General features: G+C 65.4%; 17 protein-coding genes, 1 tRNA gene and 1 pseudogene. 4 read left to right on the top strand and 15 right to left on the bottom strand.

Annotated features, from left to right (window positions below; all coding sequences use genetic code 11):
• Positions 1-59: 59 nt before the first annotated feature.
• The 4 genes from clpP (IPM49_14160) to IPM49_14145 form a co-directional block, all read right to left on the bottom strand.
• The gene (gene clpP / locus IPM49_14160; GenBank protein MBK9275666.1) at positions 60-728 is read right to left on the bottom strand and encodes an ATP-dependent Clp endopeptidase proteolytic subunit ClpP; all 669 of its coding nucleotides are present in this window, start codon (positions 726-728) and stop codon (positions 60-62) included.
• 25 nt (positions 729-753) lie between these two features.
• On the bottom strand, positions 754-1,419 hold the full coding sequence (gene clpP / locus IPM49_14155; protein MBK9275665.1) for an ATP-dependent Clp endopeptidase proteolytic subunit ClpP: 666 nt from the start codon (positions 1,417-1,419) through the stop codon (positions 754-756).
• A 38-nt stretch (positions 1,420-1,457) separates the two neighbouring features.
• The gene (locus tag IPM49_14150) at positions 1,458-2,813 is read right to left on the bottom strand and encodes a hypothetical protein (GenBank protein MBK9275664.1); all 1,356 of its coding nucleotides are present in this window, start codon (positions 2,811-2,813) and stop codon (positions 1,458-1,460) included.
• 57 nt (positions 2,814-2,870) lie between these two features.
• Positions 2,871-2,952, bottom strand: a tRNA-Leu gene (locus IPM49_14145).
• Between the two features lie 63 nt (positions 2,953-3,015).
• Here IPM49_14145 and IPM49_14140 point away from each other — a divergent pair.
• Positions 3,016-3,912 (top strand): flavin reductase family protein, encoded by an 897-nt coding sequence (locus IPM49_14140; protein ID MBK9275663.1) that lies wholly within the window; start codon positions 3,016-3,018, stop codon positions 3,910-3,912.
• A gap of 14 nt (positions 3,913-3,926) precedes the next feature.
• Positions 3,927-4,313 carry a DUF3127 domain-containing protein gene (locus IPM49_14135; GenBank protein ID MBK9275662.1) on the top strand — a complete coding sequence of 129 codons (387 nt, stop codon included), beginning with the start codon at positions 3,927-3,929 and terminating at the stop codon, positions 4,311-4,313.
• Between the two features lie 6 nt (positions 4,314-4,319).
• Here IPM49_14135 and IPM49_14130 read toward each other — a convergent pair whose 3' ends face one another.
• Genes IPM49_14130 through IPM49_14120 form a run of 3 tightly spaced genes read right to left on the bottom strand, consistent with a single transcriptional unit; the run spans position 4,320 to position 6,411 of the window.
• A complete protein-coding gene (locus IPM49_14130) occupies positions 4,320-4,970 on the bottom strand; it encodes a glycosyltransferase (GenBank protein MBK9275661.1) in 651 nt (216 codons plus the stop codon).
• A complete protein-coding gene (locus tag IPM49_14125) occupies positions 4,949-5,455 on the bottom strand; it encodes a glycosyltransferase (protein MBK9275660.1) in 507 nt (168 codons plus the stop codon). The genes IPM49_14130 and IPM49_14125 overlap by 22 nt, the downstream gene beginning before the upstream one ends.
• Entirely contained in the window at positions 5,452-6,411 is a 960-nt protein-coding gene (locus IPM49_14120; GenBank protein MBK9275659.1) for a flippase-like domain-containing protein, read from the bottom strand. Before IPM49_14120 ends, IPM49_14125 begins: the two co-directional genes overlap by 4 nt.
• On the opposite strand from IPM49_14120, the gene ruvC reads away from it, so the two are divergent.
• Positions 6,388-7,017 (top strand): crossover junction endodeoxyribonuclease RuvC, encoded by a 630-nt coding sequence (ruvC, locus tag IPM49_14115; GenBank protein ID MBK9275658.1) that lies wholly within the window; start codon positions 6,388-6,390, stop codon positions 7,015-7,017. The genes IPM49_14120 and ruvC overlap by 24 nt on opposite strands.
• A gap of 3 nt (positions 7,018-7,020) precedes the next feature.
• On the opposite strand, the gene IPM49_14110 is transcribed toward ruvC, so the two are convergent.
• The 7 genes from IPM49_14110 to IPM49_14080 form a co-directional block, all read right to left on the bottom strand.
• The gene (locus tag IPM49_14110) at positions 7,021-7,410 is read right to left on the bottom strand and encodes an HIT family protein (GenBank protein ID MBK9275657.1); all 390 of its coding nucleotides are present in this window, start codon (positions 7,408-7,410) and stop codon (positions 7,021-7,023) included.
• Between the two features lie 32 nt (positions 7,411-7,442).
• The gene (gene greA / locus IPM49_14105; protein ID MBK9275656.1) at positions 7,443-7,916 is read right to left on the bottom strand and encodes a transcription elongation factor GreA; all 474 of its coding nucleotides are present in this window, start codon (positions 7,914-7,916) and stop codon (positions 7,443-7,445) included.
• 69 nt (positions 7,917-7,985) lie between these two features.
• Positions 7,986-9,044, bottom strand: a complete 1,059-nt coding sequence (locus IPM49_14100; protein ID MBK9275655.1) for a PorV/PorQ family protein — start codon at positions 9,042-9,044, stop codon at positions 7,986-7,988.
• Between the two features lie 32 nt (positions 9,045-9,076).
• Complete coding sequence (locus IPM49_14095; GenBank protein ID MBK9275654.1) at positions 9,077-11,728, bottom strand: T9SS type A sorting domain-containing protein; 2,652 nt, start codon at positions 11,726-11,728, stop codon at positions 9,077-9,079.
• Positions 11,712-13,181: a hypothetical protein gene (locus IPM49_14090; GenBank protein ID MBK9275653.1), complete on the bottom strand. Its 1,470-nt coding sequence runs from the start codon at positions 13,179-13,181 to the stop codon at positions 11,712-11,714. The genes IPM49_14095 and IPM49_14090 overlap by 17 nt, the downstream gene beginning before the upstream one ends.
• A gap of 19 nt (positions 13,182-13,200) precedes the next feature.
• On the bottom strand, positions 13,201-16,545 hold the full coding sequence (locus tag IPM49_14085; GenBank protein ID MBK9275652.1) for a TonB-dependent receptor plug domain-containing protein: 3,345 nt from the start codon (positions 16,543-16,545) through the stop codon (positions 13,201-13,203).
• A gap of 680 nt (positions 16,546-17,225) precedes the next feature.
• On the bottom strand, positions 17,226-17,510 hold the full coding sequence (locus tag IPM49_14080) for a hypothetical protein (GenBank protein ID MBK9275651.1): 285 nt from the start codon (positions 17,508-17,510) through the stop codon (positions 17,226-17,228).
• 45 nt (positions 17,511-17,555) lie between these two features.
• Between IPM49_14080 and IPM49_14075 the strand changes: the two genes are divergently transcribed.
• Complete coding sequence (locus tag IPM49_14075; protein MBK9275650.1) at positions 17,556-17,996, top strand: hypothetical protein; 441 nt, start codon at positions 17,556-17,558, stop codon at positions 17,994-17,996.
• A gap of 126 nt (positions 17,997-18,122) precedes the next feature.
• Here the strand turns inward: IPM49_14075 and IPM49_14070 are convergent.
• Positions 18,123-19,440: pseudogene (locus IPM49_14070) on the bottom strand (adenosylhomocysteinase).
• Positions 19,441-19,482: the final 42 nt, after the last annotated feature.

The following is a 19,482-nucleotide window of genomic DNA, read 5'->3' as shown; positions in this document are numbered from 1 at the left end:
TACGTCGGCGGCCGGGTGAAGTTGCACCCGGCCGCCGCATATGGCTGCTGTTCAGGGCCTTACTTGGTATGCTTCACGAGCAGTTCGTCGATCATGCCGTAGGCCTTGGCCTCCTCGGCGATCATCCAGTAATCCCGGTCGCCGTCCTTCTCCACCTTCTCAAAGGGCTGGCCGCTGTGGTTGCTGATGATCTCGTACAGCTCCTTCTTGAGCTTCTTGATCTCGTTCACCGTGATCTCCATGTCGCTGGCCTGACCTTCGGCACCGCCCATGGGCTGGTGGATCATCACCCGGGCATGCTTCAGCGCGCTGCGTTTGCCCTTGGCGCCTGCGCACAGCAGCACCGCACCCATGCTGGCGGCCATGCCCGTGCAGATGGTGGCCACGTCCGGATTGATGTACTGCATGGTGTCATAGATGCCCAGACCCGCGTACACCCCACCGCCCGGGCTGTTCAGGTAGATCTGGATGTCCTTCTTGGCGTCCACGCTCTCCAGGAACAGCAGCTGGGCCTGGATGATGTTGGCCACCTGGTCGTTGATGGCCGTGCCCAGAAAGATGATGCGGTCCATCATCAACCGGCTGAACACGTCCATCTGCGCCACGTTCAACTGGCGCTCCTCGATGATGTAGGGGGTCATCGAGCTGGTGATGTAGCCGCCCAGCGCGGTGCTGGTGATGCCGCGGTGCTTCACCGCATACTTCAGGAATTCGTCCTTGGGGAACATGCGTTCAATGGGTTCGTTCGTGTGCTCAGCGCGACCGTACGAGCAGCTCGTCGATGAGGCCGTACTCCTTTGCCTCCGCGGAGGTCATCCAGTGGTCGCGGTCGCTGTCCTTCTCGATGCGCTCGTACGGCTGACCCGTATGCTCGCTGATGATCGTGTAGAGCTCCTTCTTCACCTTCCGCACCTCGTTGATGGCGATCTCCATGTCCGAGGCCTGGCCCTGGGTGCCGCCCAGCGGCTGGTGGATCATCACCCGCGCGTGCTTCAGCGCACTGCGCTTGCCTTTGGCGCCTGCGCACAGCAGCACGGCCCCGAAGCTGGCGGCCATGCCCGTGCAGATGGTGGCCACGTCCGGGTTGATGTACTGCATGGTGTCGTAGATGCCCAGACCCGCGTACACCTCCCCGCCCGGGCTGTTCAGGTAGATCTGGATGTCCTTCTTGGCGTCCACGCTCTCCAGGAACAGCAGCTGGGCCTGGATGATGTTGGCCACCTCGTCGTCCACCGCCGTGCCCAGGAAGATGATGCGGTCCATCATCAGCCGGCTGAACACGTCCATCTGCGCCACGTTCAACTTGCGCTCTTCGATGATGTACGGGGTGAGCGAGGCGTTGATGTAACCGCCCAGCGTGGTGCCGGGGATGCCGCGATGCTTCACGGCGTACTTGAGGAACTCGTCGGGTGGATGCATCGGTGCCGGAGCGAAGGTGGTGCGGCGGCCGCCGTGCGCTAGGCCGTCCGGGCCAAGGTTACGAACTCCTCGTAGCTGACAGGCCGCTCCTGCGGTCGGAGCAGGGTGCGGAAGTGCACGGTGAGCTTCTGGTCCACGATGGTGTCGCGCATGCGCTTGAGCTGCTCGCGGTCGCCCAGCAAACGGCCGGCCATGCGCTGCATCTCCTCGCCTTCCGGCGCGGGCATGCCATATTGGCCGAACTGATCGGCGATGTAGCGCTTCGCGAAGGCGTCCAGCTCCTCCCCCTTGGCCTCCAGTCCGTACTTCTCGACCACACGATCCTCGAGCAACTGCCGCTTGAGCCCGTCAGCGTAGGCCGTGTAGCCCTGTTCGAGCTGCTCGGGCGTGATGGGCTTCTCGCTGGTCTCCATGATCCATCGCTTCAGGAAGTGATCGGGCAGGTCGATGGCCGCCTGCTCCTGCAGCCGCTTCATCACCAGCCGCTTGAAGAGCCGCTCGCCATCGCGGCGGAACATGGCCTCCAGGCCCTCCTTCACCTTGGCGCGGAACGCGGCCTCATCCGCCACGGCGCCCTGACCATAGACCCGGTCGAAGAGCTCAGGGCCGAGCGGAAGAGGCTCCATGCGCTTGATCTCCGCGACGCGGAAGAGCACCTGGCCCGCCAGGTGGTGCACTCGCTCATGGTCCGTGTTGAACATGCGCGCCAGGTCATCGTGGCCATCGCTGATCGATCCCGGCGCCAGCACCACCTCGTCACCCACGGCCTTGCCCGTCAGCAGGGCGCGCGCGGCTTCATCCTTGAGGAACTCCAGGCTGATCGTGGTGCGGTTCATCAGGCCTCCGGGCATGATGGCGCCGGCCGCATCGAGCTCGATGAGGTCGCCCAGGAGCATGTCCGTGCCGGCGCTTTGCTCCACGGTGGCCAGCCGGCCGAAGCGCCGCTGCATGTCGGCCACCTCGCGTCCCACGAGCTCATCCGTGACGTTCACCACCGGCATCTCCACGCCCAGTTTCGCGTCCAGCTCAACGTCCAGCGCCGGAGCCAGCCCCATGTCGTACCGGAAGCGAAGCTCACCCGGGTTGTCCCAGTCGTTGGCCTCCAGGCCACCGTTGCTCGGCAGCGGCTGACCCAGCACACGGATGCCGTTGTCGCGGATGTAGCTGTTGAGCTGTTCGCCGATCAGGCGCTCCACCTCGTTCACCAGCACGGCCTTGCCCACGCGCTTTTTCACGATGGTCATGGGCACCTGCCCGGGTCGGAACCCGGGCCATGAGGCGTTCTTCCGTTGCTCCTTGAGGGCCTTCTCCACGCCGGGGGCATAGTCCTCGGGGGAGAGCGTGAGCTTCAGGGTGGCGGTGAGGGTGCCGGTCTCTTCGCGTTCGATCTGCATGGCGATGGGATCTTTGGATACGGGGTCGTTCGGGCGGGCCGTGGCCGCGCGGTCAGGTACGGACGGGGGGACTCGAACCCCCACACCTTGCGGTACCAGATCCTAAGTCTGGCGCGTCTACCAATTCCGCCACGTCCGTGGTTCCGAAAAGGGCGGCAAAGGTAGCCGATCAGGGGTACCCTTACCTTCGCCCACCGCCATGATGAAGCGCCTGGCCCCCGCCGACCTGGCCGTGCCCGAACTGCACGCCCACCTGGTGGGAGCCGTAGGGCCCCGGCCCGTGGCCTTCGCCAGCACGATCGACGCTGACGGCCGTCCCAACCTCAGTCCGTTCAGCTTCTTCAACGTCTTCGGCGCGAACCCCCCGCTGCTCATCTTCAGCCCGGCCCGCCGCGGCCGCGACAACAGCACGAAGGACAGCTACCACAACGTGAAGGCCCACCCCGAGGTGGTGATCAATGTGGTCACCTACGCCATGGTGCACCAGGCCTCGCTGGCCAGCACCGAATACCCGCCCGGGGTGAACGAGTTCGAGAAGGCCGGCTTCACCATGCTGCCTGCCGAGAAGGTGCGCCCCTTCCGCGTGAAGGAGAGCCCCGTGCAGTTCGAGTGCATGGTGAAGCAGGTGATCGAGACCGGCACCGGCGGCGGGGCGGGCAACCTGGTGCTCTGCGAGGTGGTGCTCCTGCACATCGATGAGGCCGTGCTCGACGCCCGCGGCCGCATCGACCAGCGGCGGATCGATCTGGTGGGCCGCATGGGCGGGCACTTCTACGTGCGGGCCCACGGGGAGGCCCTGTTCGAACTGCCCCAGCCGGCCCGCGAGATCGGCATCGGGGTGGACGCCCTTCCGCGGGACGTGCGCGAGAGCCCCGTGCTCACCGGCAGCGACCTCGGACGCCTCGGCGCCGTGACGGCCCTGCCTGATGAGACCCGGGTGAACGAGCACAAGCTCACCGAGCTCGCCGACCTCTTCATCCAGCACCAAGGCCGGAACGATGACCTCCGCGCCGCCCTGCATCACCGCGCGCACCAGCTTCTCCTGGCCGGCAAGGTGGAGCAGGCGCTGCTCACCGTTCTGGCCTTCAACGACCGATAACGCATCTTCGTCCCATGGCACAAGTCACCATCACCGGCACCGTGAAGGTGGTCGGCAAGACCCAGGAGGTGAGCCCCTCCTTCCGCAAGCGCGAGCTCGTGATCACCGAACCCTCCGGTCAACGGCCGCAGCACATCCCCATCGAATTCACCCAGGACCGCACCGGCCTGCTGGACCCCTTCAAGCCGGGTGATGAGGTGAGCGTGACCTGTTATGTGAACGGGCGCGAGTGGACGGGCCGCGATGGAGTGACCAAGTACTTCCTGAGCCTGAGCGGCAACCGGATCGACCGCAGCGGCGCGTCGGCGCCCCCGGCCGCGGCGGCAGGCGGCTTCCAGGCCCCGCCACCACCGACGATGGCGGACATGCCCGCCGGCGACGAGGACGACCTGCCGTTCTAGGGCTGTTCAGGTCCGTCGTCCCTTCCACCGGGGACGCAGCACCAGGGCGATCGCCGCGATGAGCGGGGCGGAGAACGCCATGCCGAGCAGGGCGATGAGGGTACCCACCGGCCTGTGCCGGAGGCCTTGCAGCTCCTTGGCCACCTGCACCAGGCCCAGGGCGGGTCCCAGCCAGGCGGACCACCCCAGCACCAGCAAGGCCCACGACCAGCCCAGGTCATCGCCGGGCCGCCGGTCGAGGACCAGGATCGTGGACCAGGTCAGGGCCCAGGGCAGACCGATGGACAGCGCGCCGAACGCGAACGCGCCCGGTGCCGGATAGGCCCGCAGCTTGCCGGCCCAGCGAAGGCGCTGCCGCGCCCAATCCGCCAGGCCTGCCGCGGGCTCCACCTCCACGGCCGCGGCAGGCTCCGCCACGAAGGCGATCCGTCCACCGGACCGCTGCACACGCCGCAGGAGGAACATGTCATCACCCGAGGCCCAGTGCCTGTCCGCCGCGTATCCACCCATGGCCGCGAACACCGACCGACGCACGGCCAGGTTCGCCCCGTTGGCCAGCAGGGCCGTTCCGCTCAGCGCGCTACCAGCGCTCACACCCAGCAGCACGGCCTGCTCCTCGCGCTGGTAGCGGCCCATCAGGCCATGGGCCTCGCGCACGAAGACGGGGCCGAGAAGCAGATCGGGGGCGCTGAACGCCCAGGCCCTGCCGAAGGCGGCAAGCCGCCCGGGTCCGGACCGAACGTCCGCGTCCGTGAACAGCACCACCGGATGCGCGGCCACCGCCATGCCCGCCTCCAGCGCCGCTTTCTTGCCGTGGGCACCCTGCAGGACAACACCCGGAGCGCAGGCCAGCGGGTGGCCATCGACCGTGCCTGGGCCAGGGTGCCGTCCTCCGAGGCATCATCCACCACGATCACCTCATCGGGCCGAACGGGTGCCTGCGCGGCCAGGTCCTGAAGCAGCAGGGTGATGCGCCCGGCCTCGTTGCGTGCCGGCACCAGCACGCTCATGTGCACGGGTTCCGCAGGGCCTTGGTCCGGGCTCAGCGCCGCGCGGAACACGTGCGTCCATTGCCTGACCAGCGCGGCGAAGAACAGGGACAGTCCCAGCAGGGCCAGCAGCCAGAGGAGCCAGCCGCTCATGCCGTGGTGCTCCGGCGCAGCCCCACCAGCATCACGCCGCCGATGACGGCCGGAAGGGCCAGGTTCGCCAGCCAGAGCGTGAAGGTGGCCGACAACACCGGAAGGGGGTCCACCTGCAAGGGCGCCAGCACCGCCACGGCCACCGAACCGCGCACCCCGAGCTCCGTGAGCACGGCCGTGGGCACCAGGGTGGTGATGAGGAAGATGACGGGCACGGCCCCGCATGCGTAGGGCCAGGCCACTTGGGGGGCGAACAGCCACAGCAGCAGCACGAACTGCAGCGAGAAGACCAGGTAGCGCATGGCGCTCAAGCCGAGGAGGGCCGGGGAGGGAACGCCCTGCCCTTCGGCGAGGGCGCTCAAGCCTCTCCGCACGGCGCCGGGGAAGGGCAGGTGCAGCAGGAGCCCGGCCAATCGCGCCGGCCGCACGAGCAGCACGGAGGGCACCGCGATGATGGCCGCCGGCACGAGCAGGAGCGCAGGATGCACCGGCAGAAGCGCGGAGACCGGCCCCCACAGCACCAACACGCCCAGCGCACCCGCCACCATGGTGACGGCGAACTGGGCGATGCTTCCGGGCAGGGAGGCGAGCGCGGCTCGGGTGCGCAGGGGCGCCGGCAGGTGCGCGATGCGGCCCAGGAACTCACCGGTCCGGTTGGGCGTCACCAGGCCCAGGGTGGTGCCGCTGATCGTGGCGCGGAACGCCTGGGGTCCCGAGAGCCGGACCAACGGGCGCATCAGGTGCCGCCACTTGACGGATTCGAGCCACCAATTGACCACGGCCAGTACGGCCACGGCCGGGATGATCACCCAGGCCCATGCGCCCACCACGGCCACCGACCAGGACGTACCTTCGGCTCCGGCCGCGGCATGGGCCAGCCAGACGAGGGTGGCCGCGAAGACCGCCCATCGGGCCCCTGCCCGCCACACCGGATGTCGAACGATCATGAGCTCCATGGCCTGAAGACGGCCAAAAATAGCAGGGTGGCCCGGGCCGAGCGCATCATTCTCGGCATCGACCCCGGAACGACCGTCATGGGCTTCGGCGTGATCCGTGCCGAAGGCGCCCGCATCACGCTCGTGGAGGCGGGCAGCATCCGCTTCGCCACCGGCGACGACCACACGCTGAAGCTGCAGGCCATCCACCGGCACACCACGGAACTGATCGAGCGGCACCTTCCGGACGACCTGGCCATCGAGGCCCAGTTCTTCGGCAAGAACGTGCAGAGCATGTTGAAGCTCGGCCGGGCCCAGGGCGTGGCCATCGCCGCGGCGATCCAGCGGGAGGTGGCCGTGCGGGAATATGCCCCCACACGCATCAAGCAGAGCATCACCGGCCACGGTGGCGCCACCAAGGAGCAGGTGGCCGCCATGCTCCTCAGCATCCTGGGGGTGTCCGAACTACCGGCCAGCACGGATGCCACCGATGCGCTGGCCGTGGCCGTGTGCCATCAGTTCAGCCAGGGACAGGCGGCCCCGATGCCCGCACGCTCCGGTCGCGGCGGCGGCGGCGGCGGATGGTCGCAGTTCGTGCGCAACAACCCCGGCCGGGTGAAAGGATGAGCCTCAGGCCTCGCGGATGCGCTGCGCGAGGGCGGCCAGCTCCTCGGTGGTCCGCCGCAGCTTCGGCCGTGTGAAGTCCATGTCGGACATCCGGTCCAGCGGTACGAGGTGCAGGTGAGCGTGCGGCACCTCCAGACCGATCACGCACAGCCCGATGCGGTCGCACGGCACCACCCGTTGGATGCGCGCCCCCACCTCCTTCGCGAACGGCATGACGCCGGCCAGCAGGTCGTCCGGCAGATCCAGGAACCGGTCCACCTCCAGCTTGGGCACCACCAGGGTGTGGCCATCGCGCAACGGACCGATGTCCAGGAAGGCCAGAAAGCGATCATCCTCCCCCACCTTGTGGCAGGGGATCTCTCCGCGGATGATGCGGGTGAAGATGCTGGCCATCGTCGTACAGGAATGGAAGGGCGCGGACCGGGTCAGCGGCTGATCTCCACGATCTCGAAGCGGGTGCTGCCGGCGGGGGTGACGATCTCGGCCACCTCGCCCTTGCTCTTGCCCAAGAGGCCCTTGCCGATGGGCGAGCTCACGCTGATCTTGCCCACCTTGATATCGGCCTCGCTCTCGGCCACGAGGATGAACTCGCGGCGCGCGTCATTGTCCACGTGACGCACCACCACCTTGCAGTGGATGTACACGCGCGAGGCGTCGAGCTGGGAGGAATCGATGATGCGGGCATTGGCCAGCACCTCCTCCAGCTTGGCGATGCGCGCCTCCAGCAGGCCTTGCTCCTCCTTGGCGGCGTGGTACTCGGCGTTCTCGCTGAGGTCGCCCTTGTCGCGTGCGTCCGCGATCTGCTGGCTGATGTGGGGGCGTTCCACGGTGCGCATGTGATGCAGTTCCTCCTGGAGCTTGCGGAAGCCCTCCTCGGTGTAGTAGGCCGGACCGGACATGGTCGATGGGGTATTCGAAGAGAAGAGGACCCCGAGAGGTCCCCTTCCTTCAAAGATATGTGATCCGGATCAGAGGCTCACACGGATGCCGATCTGATGCACCCCGCTGAAGGGGTTGGTGGCCCGGTAGGCGTAGTCCACCGCGATCGCGCTCTGCTTCTCCTTGCCGAAGGGCAGGTCCACGCTGAGTCCGCCCGAGGGACCGGTGAACACGGTGGCACGGTCCTCATCGCTGGTGATGTTCTCCTCCCAGAGGTAGCCCCCGCGAAGGTGGAAGATGCGACGGAACGCGTACTCCACCCCCAGCACGAACTGATCGCGGGTGAAGGAGTTGGAGAAGAAGGTGAGCGCCGGGGTCAACCGGTGCATCTCGCCGAGCTTGAAGTCGTAGGAACCACCGATCGACAACATCGATGGAAGCTCGAATTTCTGGGAACGGTTGGCGAGGGTGAGCTGATCGCTTCCGCTCACCAGCAGCCCCTGCACCGCCATCCCGTCGCCGTCGAACCGCATGGTGGGCCCCACGTTCTTCAGGGCGATGGCAAAGCGCACCTGATCGCGTTCGCCGGTGACATAGTTGATGCCCGCATCGAAGCACACACCCGATGCACGGGCATCGGCGATGGATTCGGAAACGACCCGCACCAGCAGTCCACCGAAGATGCTGTTGGAGAAGCCCTTGGCATAGGCCACGCCGATGTTGGCGTAGCTCACGCGGAAATTGCCGAGACCGCCTTCGGGCTGGTCCGTCGTGGTCACCGGCAGCTCCCCGAAGCCCATGGACATCACGCTGATGCCCAGGGCACCGGTGCTTCCCACGCGCTGCCCAAGCCCGAAGCTGTTCACCGTGACGCCGGACCCCTCCAGCCAGCGGCTGGTGGAAAAGGCCACTTCCGTCTTGCGCGTGTGGGCCAGGCCCGCCACGTTGCCGAACATGCTCTCCACTCCGCGCAGGGCCGCGGTGTTGGCCAGTCCCCATCCGGCGCTGCGCGCCCATGGGTTGATCAGCAGCTGCGCGGCACCGGCCGATCCGGCCCGGTCGGGGTTGCCCGCCATCGCGGGTAGAGCCACCAGGGCCAACAGCAGCGCAGCGGCCGCGGACGTTCCTCGTTGCTTCATCGTCTTCATGTCGTTCTCGTCGCTTCGTTGAACTCCGCCGATCAGAAGTTCTGCAGGTCCGTGGGGCGCATCACGCCGAACCATTTCACCACGCGTTCACATACCCCGGGCACCTCGAAGTGACAGATGTACACCCCGCTGGCCACCGGCACGTTGATCTGGTTGCGCAGGTCCCAGTCCAGGAAGGTGAGCGCATTGTCCTTCTTGTAGCGCCGCACGAGCGTACCGCTCACATTGTAGATCGAGATGTCGCAACGCTGCGGCAGGTTGATGAACTTGACCCGGTTGTCCAGGCGGCTCGTCTCATAGCTGCTGAACCCGTAGTACGGATTGGGCACCACGTCGATCATGTCGCAAGCGGTCTGCGCCGCCTCGGCATCCTGCACCACCGGCGCGCGTTCGCCCGTGTTGAAGCGATACAGCGGCAACCCATCGTTGAGCTGCGGAGCGATGGTCGGGGTGTAGCCCGCGAACGGTTCCCGGTAGGTCTCGTAGGGCTTCACCACGTTCAGGCGGATCCGGGTCTCCGTGGGGATCAGGCCGTCGTTCATGGACCGGAACTCGAAGCCGTGGTTGCGCAGGGCGGAACCCACCCAGGAGCAGGCGCGGTAGACCCGGTTGCGGTCGGCCACCGTGCCCGAGGTCAGCTTGTCATAGATGAACTGGCCCTGGTCGTACTGCGGCATGAAGCTCGGGTTGGCCTCTTCCCGCTGTCCATTGCGGAACACGAAGATCCAATGCTGGCCGCCGAAGACGGGCGAACCCAGGGGAGTGACCAGGGTGTCGCTCGGGTTCCAGATCATGTCGCGTCCCCCGGCGCCGCCCCAGAAGCTCGCCTCACCGAACGCCATGTTCAAGCGTTCGCCGCTCAACAGGTCGATGGCATAGCCGGGGAACCAGCCCATGCCGTTGGGCTGTGCACCGAACAGCGTCGCCTCGTCCTCATTGCAGCCCGGCGTGCCACTGCGACGGCCGAACTTGTCCACGCTCGGGCTGGCCCGCAGGGAATGCTTCTGCGCGTTGCCCACGGCCAGGCCGGGATTGTCCTCCATCTCGATCACCCCGCAGCGGGTCCACTTGTTGCGGTCCGGGGTCAGGACCACGAGGGTGTTGCCCAGCTGACGGATCTGCGCGAAGCTGAGCGAAGCCGCCACGTTGGGCCCGCCGGGTTGGAAGGCGGTATCGCCCACCAACGCGAAGGGGGCCCATGTGCCTCCGGAGAAGCCATCGAACTCCTGGACCAGCACGCTCTCATACTGTTCGTCGATGTCGCCTTTGCTGACGCGATCGGGGTAGAGCACCTCATCGCCTTCGGCCAGTCCGGCGCGGATCCAGTTCAGCGCATCCTCGCCCTCGCCGTCGGGGATCCCGCTCAGCCAGGGGATGGAAGGATCGGCATAGGTGATCTCCGCCTCCAGGAAGTCCGTGAAGTTGACCTGCTGGCCGCTGAAGAAGCCCTGCTGGATGGTGACGGAGAGCCCGTACTCCGGAATGAGCTGCTCGTTCCGGGCCTCGATCGTGCGGTCGCTCAGGATGGTGTCCTGCCCGTCCACATAGACCAGCATCCAGCCCGCATCATCCAGATCCCCGTCGGTGATGGAATCCGTGAACCACAGCTCGAAGTTGCCGGGCTTCACCGCCAGAGGGTCGATGACCTTGATGTTCACCGGACCCATGTCCTGCACGTAGGTGAGCTGGTCCTGCCGCCAGGGCTGGCCGTTCATGATCAGGTCGATGGTGCTGTTGTTCAGCATCACCGGCTGGTCGTTGTTGCCCACGCCCTCCAGGCGGGTCAGGGTGAATTGGTCGCCGTACTCGGCGTTCAGCACGGTGCCACCGTTCTCCGGGGTGTTCTTATGGGGGATGCCCGAGAAGGCCCTGATCGCCCCGGTGGCCGACTTACGACCGGCGAGGTAGGGAAGCGCCTGGCCGGTGAGCAGCTGCGGGTCGGGATTGAAATCCTGGTAGTTGTTGTACCCGTAGGCGATCGCCATGAAGTAGTACGTCTTGAAGTTGATCAACCGCGGGTCGCCCTGGGCGAACTTGTCCTCGGTGACCGAGAAGGAGTGCGAGATGCCATCGTCGCTGCCGGTCACCATCAAGGTGGGCACGGGGAGCGCGATCGCCGGATCCTCGATGTAGTTGATGATGTTCCGCACACCGTCCTTCACGTCGCACTGGAACACCAGACGGGCCAGGTTCACGTCGCCCAGGTCGGCCACGCTCACATCGGCATCGCGCAACTGATACACCTGGTACCCTTGGAAGCGGTACTCACGGTCCAGCGCATCCTCCGGGATGGTGGGGTCCAGCTCGGTGTAGGTCTCGTTGAAGTTGTTGCCCAGCTCAAGGTTCTCGATCGTGAGGATCAGCTGGCGGTCCAGCTCCACGATGCCCAGCTCCGGAGCGTCGGGGCCGTTCAGGATGCGGAAGCAGTTGTCGAACAGGGCCTGCGCCTTGTCGTCCGCACGGCGCACCTCCTGCACGCTCTCGAAGGGACCACCTCCGGTGGCCCGCGCCCACACCACACCCACCGTCACGTTGTTGTACGCACCCGGCTCCAGGGTGAAGGGGCCCGCGCTCTGGATGAAGCGGCGGTCGAAGGGCTGGTTGCCCGAGGTCTCTTCCGTCCACGGGGCCTGGGGGACACAGTCGGTGCCCCAACCCGTGGGGTCGCTATCCCCAGGGAACATGTAGCGCGCGGGGGGTGTTGGGATCGGCCTCGGCATCGGCCTGGTGGCCTGTGCCGCCGTAAAGGTTCGGCGAGTTGTCGCGCCAGATGGCCCGCAGGTAGTTGTAGTAGTTGATCGCGATCTGCGGATCACCCGTCACCGTGGAGTTGTTGTTGTGGTAGAGGTAGGCCCGCATGCCGTAGCGTTCGTTGTCCACCACCCCATCCCCGTAACCGATACCGATCCCCTTGTAGGGAATGCCCAGTGAGTCCCGTGCGTTCTGGCAGTTGTAGATCTCCGCGTTGGTCGCCGGACCCGGGTTGTCCAGGTCGTCGTAATCCTGGAAGGGGCCTTCGAAGAAGTCGATGCCCATGGCCGGGGGTTGCACGCCATAGCCGGGGTTCCCGTTGCAGTTCTCGTCGTTGTTGTCGCCGTTGTATGCGTAGCCCAGTCCGCGCTGCACGTCGCATCCCACATAATCATCGTCGGCACAGCCCAGGTCCACGTCCGCCCACTGCCCCATGTAGGTGTTCAGCAGGGTCTGTGTGCCTTGGTTGATGAGCACGTAGTTGTAGAAGGTCATGTTGTTCACCGCGTCGTTCGTGGCGAAGGCGAAGGCCTGCGCGCGGATCTCCATGCCGATGGGGAGGCCGCCCGATTCGGTGTGCGCATTCCCCTTGTCGTTGAACACCCACCAGATGTTCTGGTCACCGAACAGCGGGATGGCATCCTCGCGCTTGCGGGAGGTGCAGTCGATCTCCCCGTCCAGATCATAACCCGGGTAATCCCCTTCCTCGGGATTGTAGTCATCGCTGCCATCCTCATCAGCGTAGGGCGCCAGGTTGTAATCCTGGTTCAGGTCGATGTTGCCGTGCGCGGGCCACTCTTCATAGATCGACGGCATCACGTAGTTGGGGTATTCCACGTTCTCGTCGCACGCGGGATCCAGACGACAGCGGTGGAAGGCCCGGTGCAGCTCCGCATCCTGGCGGAGCGTCTTCCAGGTCTTGTCGTACTGCACGCAGACATCGGCGGTGATGGACGCATCGCCGGTGTTGGTGAGCGGGCCGGGCCAGTAGTCGTTACCCACCTGGCGGAAGCGCACGGCGGCCAGCTTGAGCTGGTTGTCGGGGGACACCCCTCCGAGCCAGAGGGAACCGGCGAACAGGGCGTCGGGGCCTGAACGGTCCTCGGTCTTGGGCACCTCGTAGGCCGGACCACCCGCACCGTCGCGGCGCTGCCACATGTTGCCACCCGTTTCGATGAGGGCGCGCACGTTGTTGAGGTCCAGCTCGTCGCGCGCGGTGGACGGCGAGCAGCCGGCGGCCTTGGCCTGCACGGCCTGGCCGTTGGAGCGGCCCTGCTGGGGGCCACGGTCCTGCGACTCGCGTGCCGGGGCGGCCAGCGTGCCGAACAGGAAAAGGGACGCGAGCGCGAGGATCCTGGTGGGGGTCATGCGGTCCGTGCTGTTCATGTGCGGAAAGGAATTCGGTTCAGAAGCTGAGGCGCAGGCCGAGGCGGATCGTCCGCGGCTGCCCGAAGTTGTTCGGGTTGTTCACCTTGAGGCTGTACAGGTCGGCGTAGCTCTGCGGATCGGTCTGCAGGGCGATGTCGTTCGCATACTGTGCGGCGGCGAGGTAGCCGTCATCCGTGGGGCTGCCGGTGGCGCGGTACACCCCGGTGATGTTCCGCGTGTTCAAGAGGTTGGTGACCAACAGGTAGATGTTCAGGTCGACCGCCTTGGCCTTGTCACCCTCCTTCTTGCCCATGTTCAGCGGGATATCCCGGTCCAGCTGCATGTCCGCAGTGAACTGCCAGGGCAGGCGGGCCCCGTTCACGCTGCCGTCCAGGCGGTAGGAACCCTGACCACCCGCGATGGCACCTTCCTGCACGATCTGCGCGGAATTGCTGTACGGCGTGCCACTGCCGAAGATGGTCACCAGGTTCACCCCGGTGCGTTGGAGGATCGGCTTGCCGAAGAGCATCGGTCCATTGTAGTCCTTGCCTGCGCCGTAGCGGAAGTCCGTGGTGATCTGGATGCGGTGGCGCTGGTCGAAGTTCAGCCCGTTGATCACGCGCAGGTTGCTCTGTCCGCTGTTGATCAAGGCCAGCGAGGTGTTGGGATCGCTGCCCGTTCCGTCCGCGAACTGCAGGGTGTAGTTGGCCCTCATCCAGATATTGCCCGTGCGGCGCAGGTCGTAGGTGAGGCTGAGGCCCTTGACCGTGCCGAAGTCGATGTTGTCGTAGGTGCGGTAGGTGCGCGGCCAGGCCTCCTGCACGTTCCGGATCGCGATCATGTCCCTCAGCTCCCGGTAGAAGGCCGCGATCTTCAACGAGCTGCTCTTGCTCAGGACCTGCTGGAAGCCGAGCTCATAGTCGATGGTCTTGCTGGGCTTCAGCGAGGGGTTGTTCATGATGTCCCCCGTGGTCTCGATGTACGCCAGGCCGGGCAGATCAAGCCGGATGGCACTGGTGGGACGCTGGGTGAGGATGTCGTAGTGTGCGAAGAACAAGGCCTCGTCGCTGATCGGGAAGCTGAACGCCACGCGGGGCATGATGTTCACGGCCGGCTTGTAATCCTCGAACGCGTTCTTCTTCAACCGGCTGCCCGGCAGATCACCGTTCGGGTCCGACTCGTAATCGATCAGGTAGGGCGCGATGCCTTCGGCGCTGCGCAGCACGCTGGGGTCCGCCAGTTCCTCACCCGTCGCACTGTACCACACGTTCCCATCGCGATAGCCCACGATGCGGGTCGGGTCGACCAGGCGGTCCACGTAGATCACATAGTCGTCGCCGATGTTGCTCGGACGACCACTGGCGAGCGCCTCGCGGATGTCGCTGTCGGGCACCTCGGTGCCTGCCGTGTAGGCCGGCCTCCAGAGGAACTTGTCCTTCAGCGTGTTCTGGTTGGCATCGAAGCGGTCCACCCGCACACCCACGTTGAAGATGATGTCGTCGAAGGCGAACTTGTCCATCAGATAGCCCGCCATGTAGATCGGCGCGAACGGTGCCTGCACCCGGGTGAAGTTCCCGTTGGCATCGCGCTTGTCAAAGAAATCCTCGAAGGCGGGGCGACCCGTGATGCGGTTGCCCAGGTGGTCATATCCACTGAAGGTCACCAAGGCGTTCCCGTCGTTGATCAGCTCCTCCGCACTGAACATGTCGAGGGAATAGACCGAGGGGTCCAATGCATCGATGTCGATGAAGTCCGCTCCGTTGGGATCAAGGCCCAACGCCTCGCGCAGGCTGCGGTCGAAGAAGGGCTGGTCGCTGCCCACCAGGCGGTCGAAGGTGTAGAACGGCACCGTTCCCAAGGGATACGTGATGGTCGCGTTGGAAAGCGACTCATCGTTCAGGTTGCGGATGTGGAAGTTGGCCAGTTCGCGGGCACGGTTCCACAAGCCGGCGGGGGCCAGATTGTAGCGGCGGTCCACCAGCTGTTCATACTCCACGCCCACGCTCAGGGCGTGCTGGCCGATGTCGGCCGAACCCATGGCCGTCAGGCGGAACTGATCCGTCTGCCGACGACGGTACTCGCCTCCGTCCGGATCATCGATGAAGCCGATGTTGTTCCACAGGTTGTAGAGGTTGCGCGGCCGCTCCCCGTTCAGCAGGCCGTTTCCGGCCCGGATGGCATTGAAGTCCTCATACGGACCGGAAGGACCTTGGGCACCGAACAGGTTGGCCACATTGAACGCCTCGTAAGGGAACAGGTTGAAGTACTGGGACGTGATGGATGCCACGTCCGCGTTGGTCTCGCTGGGCACGAAGGTGACCAGCGTATCCCGGAAACCCGTGTGCACGAAGGCGCCCAAGGTGTCCACGAACTCATACGTGGGGGCGCGGAACGTGTTGAACCGGCCCACGTAACCGTAGTCGAAGAACTTGTCACGGTGCACCTCATCCTCCACGCGCTGGGTGTAGCGCGAGTAGTCCAGCTGGATGCTGTAGAAGGCGTTCTTGATCTTGCTCTCCTGCTCGCCATCCTCGCCGCTCCGGTTGGGGAAGCGCTGCACGAAGCGCAGGAATCCCCGCCAGGTGAAGTCGGTGTAGCGGAAGTTGTTGTCCGCGTTCAGCAGGGAGTTCGCCCGGTTGAAGTTCTGGCGGTCCAGGTAGTCCACGCTGCCCCCCAGCGTGAGGCTGATGTTCTCGGTGGTCGCAACGTCGATCTTGCCCGAGGCCACATAGGACACGCGGCCGGCGTTCTGACGGGTCTTCAACTGCTCGATATCCTCGTTGCGCAGGAAGTCGGAGTTGTACACCACCGCATTGGAACCGGCGATGTCGCGGATGGAGAGCGGGTTGGCCAGCAGCTCATCCCGCTTCTCGGGCCGCACCCTCCAGTCACCCACGTAACTGGGGTCGTTGTCCACGATGTTGCTGTACTGGCCGCTGAGGAAGAAGCCCAGCAGCGGGCGGGTCTTGTTGCCCACGCTGTCCTTCTTGAAGAAGAGCGGACCGCTGATGCTGGCCTCCAACTGATTGAAGGCGTACCTGTCCAATCCCACGATATCGGTGATGTCGCTGCCGACCTTGAAGCCCGAGGTGAGGTACTCCACCCCGCCGAAGAAGCTCCGGCTCGGACCGCGGGTGGTGATGTTGATCACACCGCCCGACACGTCGCCGTAGTTGGCGGGCACACCGCCGGTGATCACCTGCACCTCCTCGATGGCGCTCTTGGGCAGGCCCGTACCGGCACCTGCGGGCACCTTCACCCCGTCGATGTAGTAATAGGTGTTCTCCGTACGGGCACCCCGGATGCTGATGCCGCCATCGGTACCCGCCGTGCTGGTACCGGCCACCGTGGTGGCGATGGCGGCCGCCGAGCGCTGCGGCATGCGCGCGATGTCCTCGCGCGTGATCGTTCCGCCGGAAGCCCCGCCATCCTTTTGGATCAGGGGGGACCTGGTACTGCACCACCTCGAACTCCTTGAGCTCAAGGCCCTGGGAGAGGTTGAGGTCCAGGAAGGTGATCTGGTTGCCGCTGATCACCACGCCGGTCTGCTTCAGCGGTTGGTAACCCACGTAGGTCACCACCACATCATAGCTGCCCGGGTCGATGGGCTTGATGAAGTAGTTGCCGTCGAAGTCGGTGGTGCCCGAGGCCACCACCGTACCGCGATTCTCCACGGCCACGTTCACGAACGGCAGCGGCTCCTTGGAGACCTTGTCAGCCACTTTACCCTTGAGGCTTCCGGCGCCGACCTGTGCAAAGGCGGACACCGCAGCGAACAGACCAAGGGCGATCGAGGAGAATACCCTTCTCACCATCAACGAGTAGGTTTAGCGTTAGGAACGACTGCGCAACGAGGGGGCGTAAAGATAGAAAGATCCGCCTTCCACCAAATCCTCGGAAACCCGCGTCCAGCTTGGGATTCCACGCATCGGGGGCAAGTGGGAGGTCCGATCGGGGGAGGCTTGACGGTCGCATGACGGTGGCTTACCGGGGGCAAGGTATCCGCTTCCACACCACTCCACCCTACCGAATCCTGGGCGGGATATACCGGTCCGGAAGTGCTCAACGGGTGAATGTGCGCCTGAACCAGCTGTCGCGGTGACGCCCGCTCCCGCGCCGGTCGGCCCGTTTCGTATGCTGCCTGATCCGTTTCCGCGTGGCCTTGTCCTGGATCTTCAGGTGACGCCGGCGGTCGTCCTTCTCCTGCTTCGCCCGTTGCTTGCGTTCCTCCTTCTCCTTGCGGGCCTGCATGCGTTCGGCCTCCTTCTGCCCGATGCCTTCCTGCGCGCGCACCGCCACGGGGATGGCCGACAACAGGAGCAGCAGGAGCAGAGCCGACCAGCGCATGCCGCAAGGATACGACCGGCCATGCCACCGCCCTACCTTTGACACATGCGTGGACAGTGGAAGCTCGCCACCGGGGCCTCGGTCCTGGTCCTTGGGATGCTCCTTGCGGGGAGCGGTTGCCGCAAGGAGACCAGCGGAGGGGTGCCCCTTACGCAGGTGGACTTCCAGATCAACGTGAACAACCCGGCCTACAACGACCTGGCCGTGCCGGGCGGCTGGCTCTACCTCACGGGCGGCTCGCTGGGCATCATCGTATACCGCAAGAGCATGGAGGAGTTCGTGGCCCTCGACCGGCACTGCCCCTACCAGCCGGCCGAGCTGTGCCGCGTGCACGTGGACGACACCGAGGTGATCGCCCGGGACACCACCTGCTGCGGGAGCGCCTTCCTGATCATGGACGGCAGCGTCACCCAGGGCCCCGCATCCCTCGGGCTGCAGCGGTACAACACGGCGTTCAACGGAAGCATCCTGCGCATCTACAACTGAGCGGGAGGGGCGGAGTGTCGTGCGGTAGTGAGGAGCTGGAGCGATCCGGCCCGAACAAGGTGGCCTCCGGAAATGGAACGCCCCGGTATCCTGACGGACCCGGGGCGTTCGCGTTGATCGTATGGATCAGTAGCGGTAGGTATCGCTCTTGAAGGGGCCGTTCTTCGGCACGCCGATGTACCTCGCCTGCTCCTCGGTGAGCTCCTCCAGCTCCACCCCGATCTTCTCCAGATGCAGGCTGGCCACCATCTCGTCGAGGTGCTTGGGCAGCACGTACACCTTGTTCTCGTACTTATCGTGGTGCTTCCACAGCTCGATCTGCGCCAGCGTCTGGTTGGTGAAGCTGTTGCTCATCACGAAGCTGGGGTGGCCCGTGGCACAGCCCAGGTTCACCAGACGGCCTTCGGCAAGAATGATCACGTCCCTGCCATCGATCGTGTACTTGTCCACCTGCGGCTTGGATCTCCACCTTGGTGTGACCGTAGGCCTTGTTCAGCCAGGCCATGTCGATCTCGTTGTCGAAGTGGCCGATGTTGCACACGATGGCCTTGTCCTTCATCTTCCGGAAGGCGGCCTCGGTGACGATGTTGAAGTTGCCCGTGGTGGTGATGATGATGTCGGCGCGATGCACGTTCGGCACCAGCTTCTTCACCTCGAAGCCGTCCATGGCGGCCTGCAGGGCGCAGATCGGATCGATCTCGGTGACGATGACGCGCGCACCGGCGCCACGCAGTGAAGCGGCCGTGCCCTTGCCCACATCACCATAGCCGCACACGATGGCCACCTTGCCGGCCATCATGATGTCGGTGGCGCGGCGGATGGCGTCCACCGCGCTCTCCTTGCAGCCGTACTTGTTGTCGAACTTGCTCTTGGTGACGCTGTCATTGACGTTGATCGCCGGCATCACCAGGGTGCCGTTCTTCTCCCGGTCCTTCAGGCGGAGCACACCGGTGGTGGTCTCCTCGCTGAGGCCGCGGATGCCCTTGACCAGCTCGGGGTACTTGTCGAACACCATGTTGGTGAGGTCGCCACCGTCGTCGAGGATCATGTTCAGCGGCTGGCCGCCCTCGAAGGCGAAGAGCGTCTGCTCGATGCACCAGTCGAACTCCTCGTTGTTCATGCCCTTCCAGGCGTAGACCGGGATGCCGGCCTTCGCGATGGCGGCGGCGGCATGGTCCTGCGTGCTGAAGATGTTGCAGCTGCTCCAGCTCACCTCGGCGCCGAGCTCCTTGAGGGTCTCGATCAGCACGGCGGTCTGGATGGTCATGTGGAGGCAGCCGGCGATGCGGGCTCCCTTCAGCGGCTTCTCCTTGCCGTACTTGGCGCGCAGGGCCATCAGGCCGGGCATTTCGGCCTCGGCCAGCTCGATCTCCTTGCGGCCCCAGTCGGCGAGGGCCATGTCCTTCACTTTGTACTTCAACTGTTCAGCGGTCTTGGTGCTCATGCGTTGCTCGCCGTAGCCCGGCGTAGGCGTGGGTGCGGGGTT

The organism is Flavobacteriales bacterium, from assembly GCA_016715895.1.
Taxonomy (GTDB): Bacteria; Bacteroidota; Bacteroidia; order Flavobacteriales_F; family PHOS-HE28; genus PHOS-HE28.
Note: the sequence above shows the minus strand (reverse complement) of the source record. Positions and strands in the feature narration are given on the sequence as shown.

What these genes read in the sequence shown, in the direction of transcription:
- IPM49_14140 (MBK9275663.1), top strand. Translation starts at nt 3,016, where the DNA reads ATGAAGCGCCTGGCCCCCGCCGACCTGGCCGTGCCCGAACTGCACGCC.
- ruvC (MBK9275658.1), top strand. Translation starts at nt 6,388, where the DNA reads ATGTCGAACGATCATGAGCTCCATGGCCTGAAGACGGCCAAAAATAGC.
- IPM49_14100 (MBK9275655.1), bottom strand. Translation starts at nt 9,044, where the DNA reads ATGAAGACGATGAAGCAACGAGGAACGTCCGCGGCCGCTGCGCTGCTG.
- clpP (MBK9275665.1), bottom strand. Translation starts at nt 1,419, where the DNA reads ATGCATCCACCCGACGAGTTCCTCAAGTACGCCGTGAAGCATCGCGGC.
- IPM49_14110 (MBK9275657.1), bottom strand. Translation starts at nt 7,410, where the DNA reads ATGGCCAGCATCTTCACCCGCATCATCCGCGGAGAGATCCCCTGCCAC.
- IPM49_14125 (MBK9275660.1), bottom strand. Translation starts at nt 5,455, where the DNA reads ATGAGCGGCTGGCTCCTCTGGCTGCTGGCCCTGCTGGGACTGTCCCTG.
- IPM49_14095 (MBK9275654.1), bottom strand. Translation starts at nt 11,728, where the DNA reads ATGTTCCCTGGGGATAGCGACCCCACGGGTTGGGGCACCGACTGTGTC.
- clpP (MBK9275666.1), bottom strand. Translation starts at nt 728, where the DNA reads ATGTTCCCCAAGGACGAATTCCTGAAGTATGCGGTGAAGCACCGCGGC.
- IPM49_14090 (MBK9275653.1), bottom strand. Translation starts at nt 13,181, where the DNA reads ATGAACAGCACGGACCGCATGACCCCCACCAGGATCCTCGCGCTCGCG.
- IPM49_14080 (MBK9275651.1), bottom strand. Translation starts at nt 17,510, where the DNA reads ATGCGCTGGTCGGCTCTGCTCCTGCTGCTCCTGTTGTCGGCCATCCCC.
- IPM49_14120 (MBK9275659.1), bottom strand. Translation starts at nt 6,411, where the DNA reads ATGGAGCTCATGATCGTTCGACATCCGGTGTGGCGGGCAGGGGCCCGA.
- IPM49_14085 (MBK9275652.1), bottom strand. Translation starts at nt 16,545, where the DNA reads ATGCCGCAGCGCTCGGCGGCCGCCATCGCCACCACGGTGGCCGGTACC.
- greA (MBK9275656.1), bottom strand. Translation starts at nt 7,916, where the DNA reads ATGTCCGGTCCGGCCTACTACACCGAGGAGGGCTTCCGCAAGCTCCAG.
- IPM49_14135 (MBK9275662.1), top strand. Translation starts at nt 3,927, where the DNA reads ATGGCACAAGTCACCATCACCGGCACCGTGAAGGTGGTCGGCAAGACC.
- IPM49_14075 (MBK9275650.1), top strand. Translation starts at nt 17,556, where the DNA reads ATGCGTGGACAGTGGAAGCTCGCCACCGGGGCCTCGGTCCTGGTCCTT.
- IPM49_14150 (MBK9275664.1), bottom strand. Translation starts at nt 2,813, where the DNA reads ATGCAGATCGAACGCGAAGAGACCGGCACCCTCACCGCCACCCTGAAG.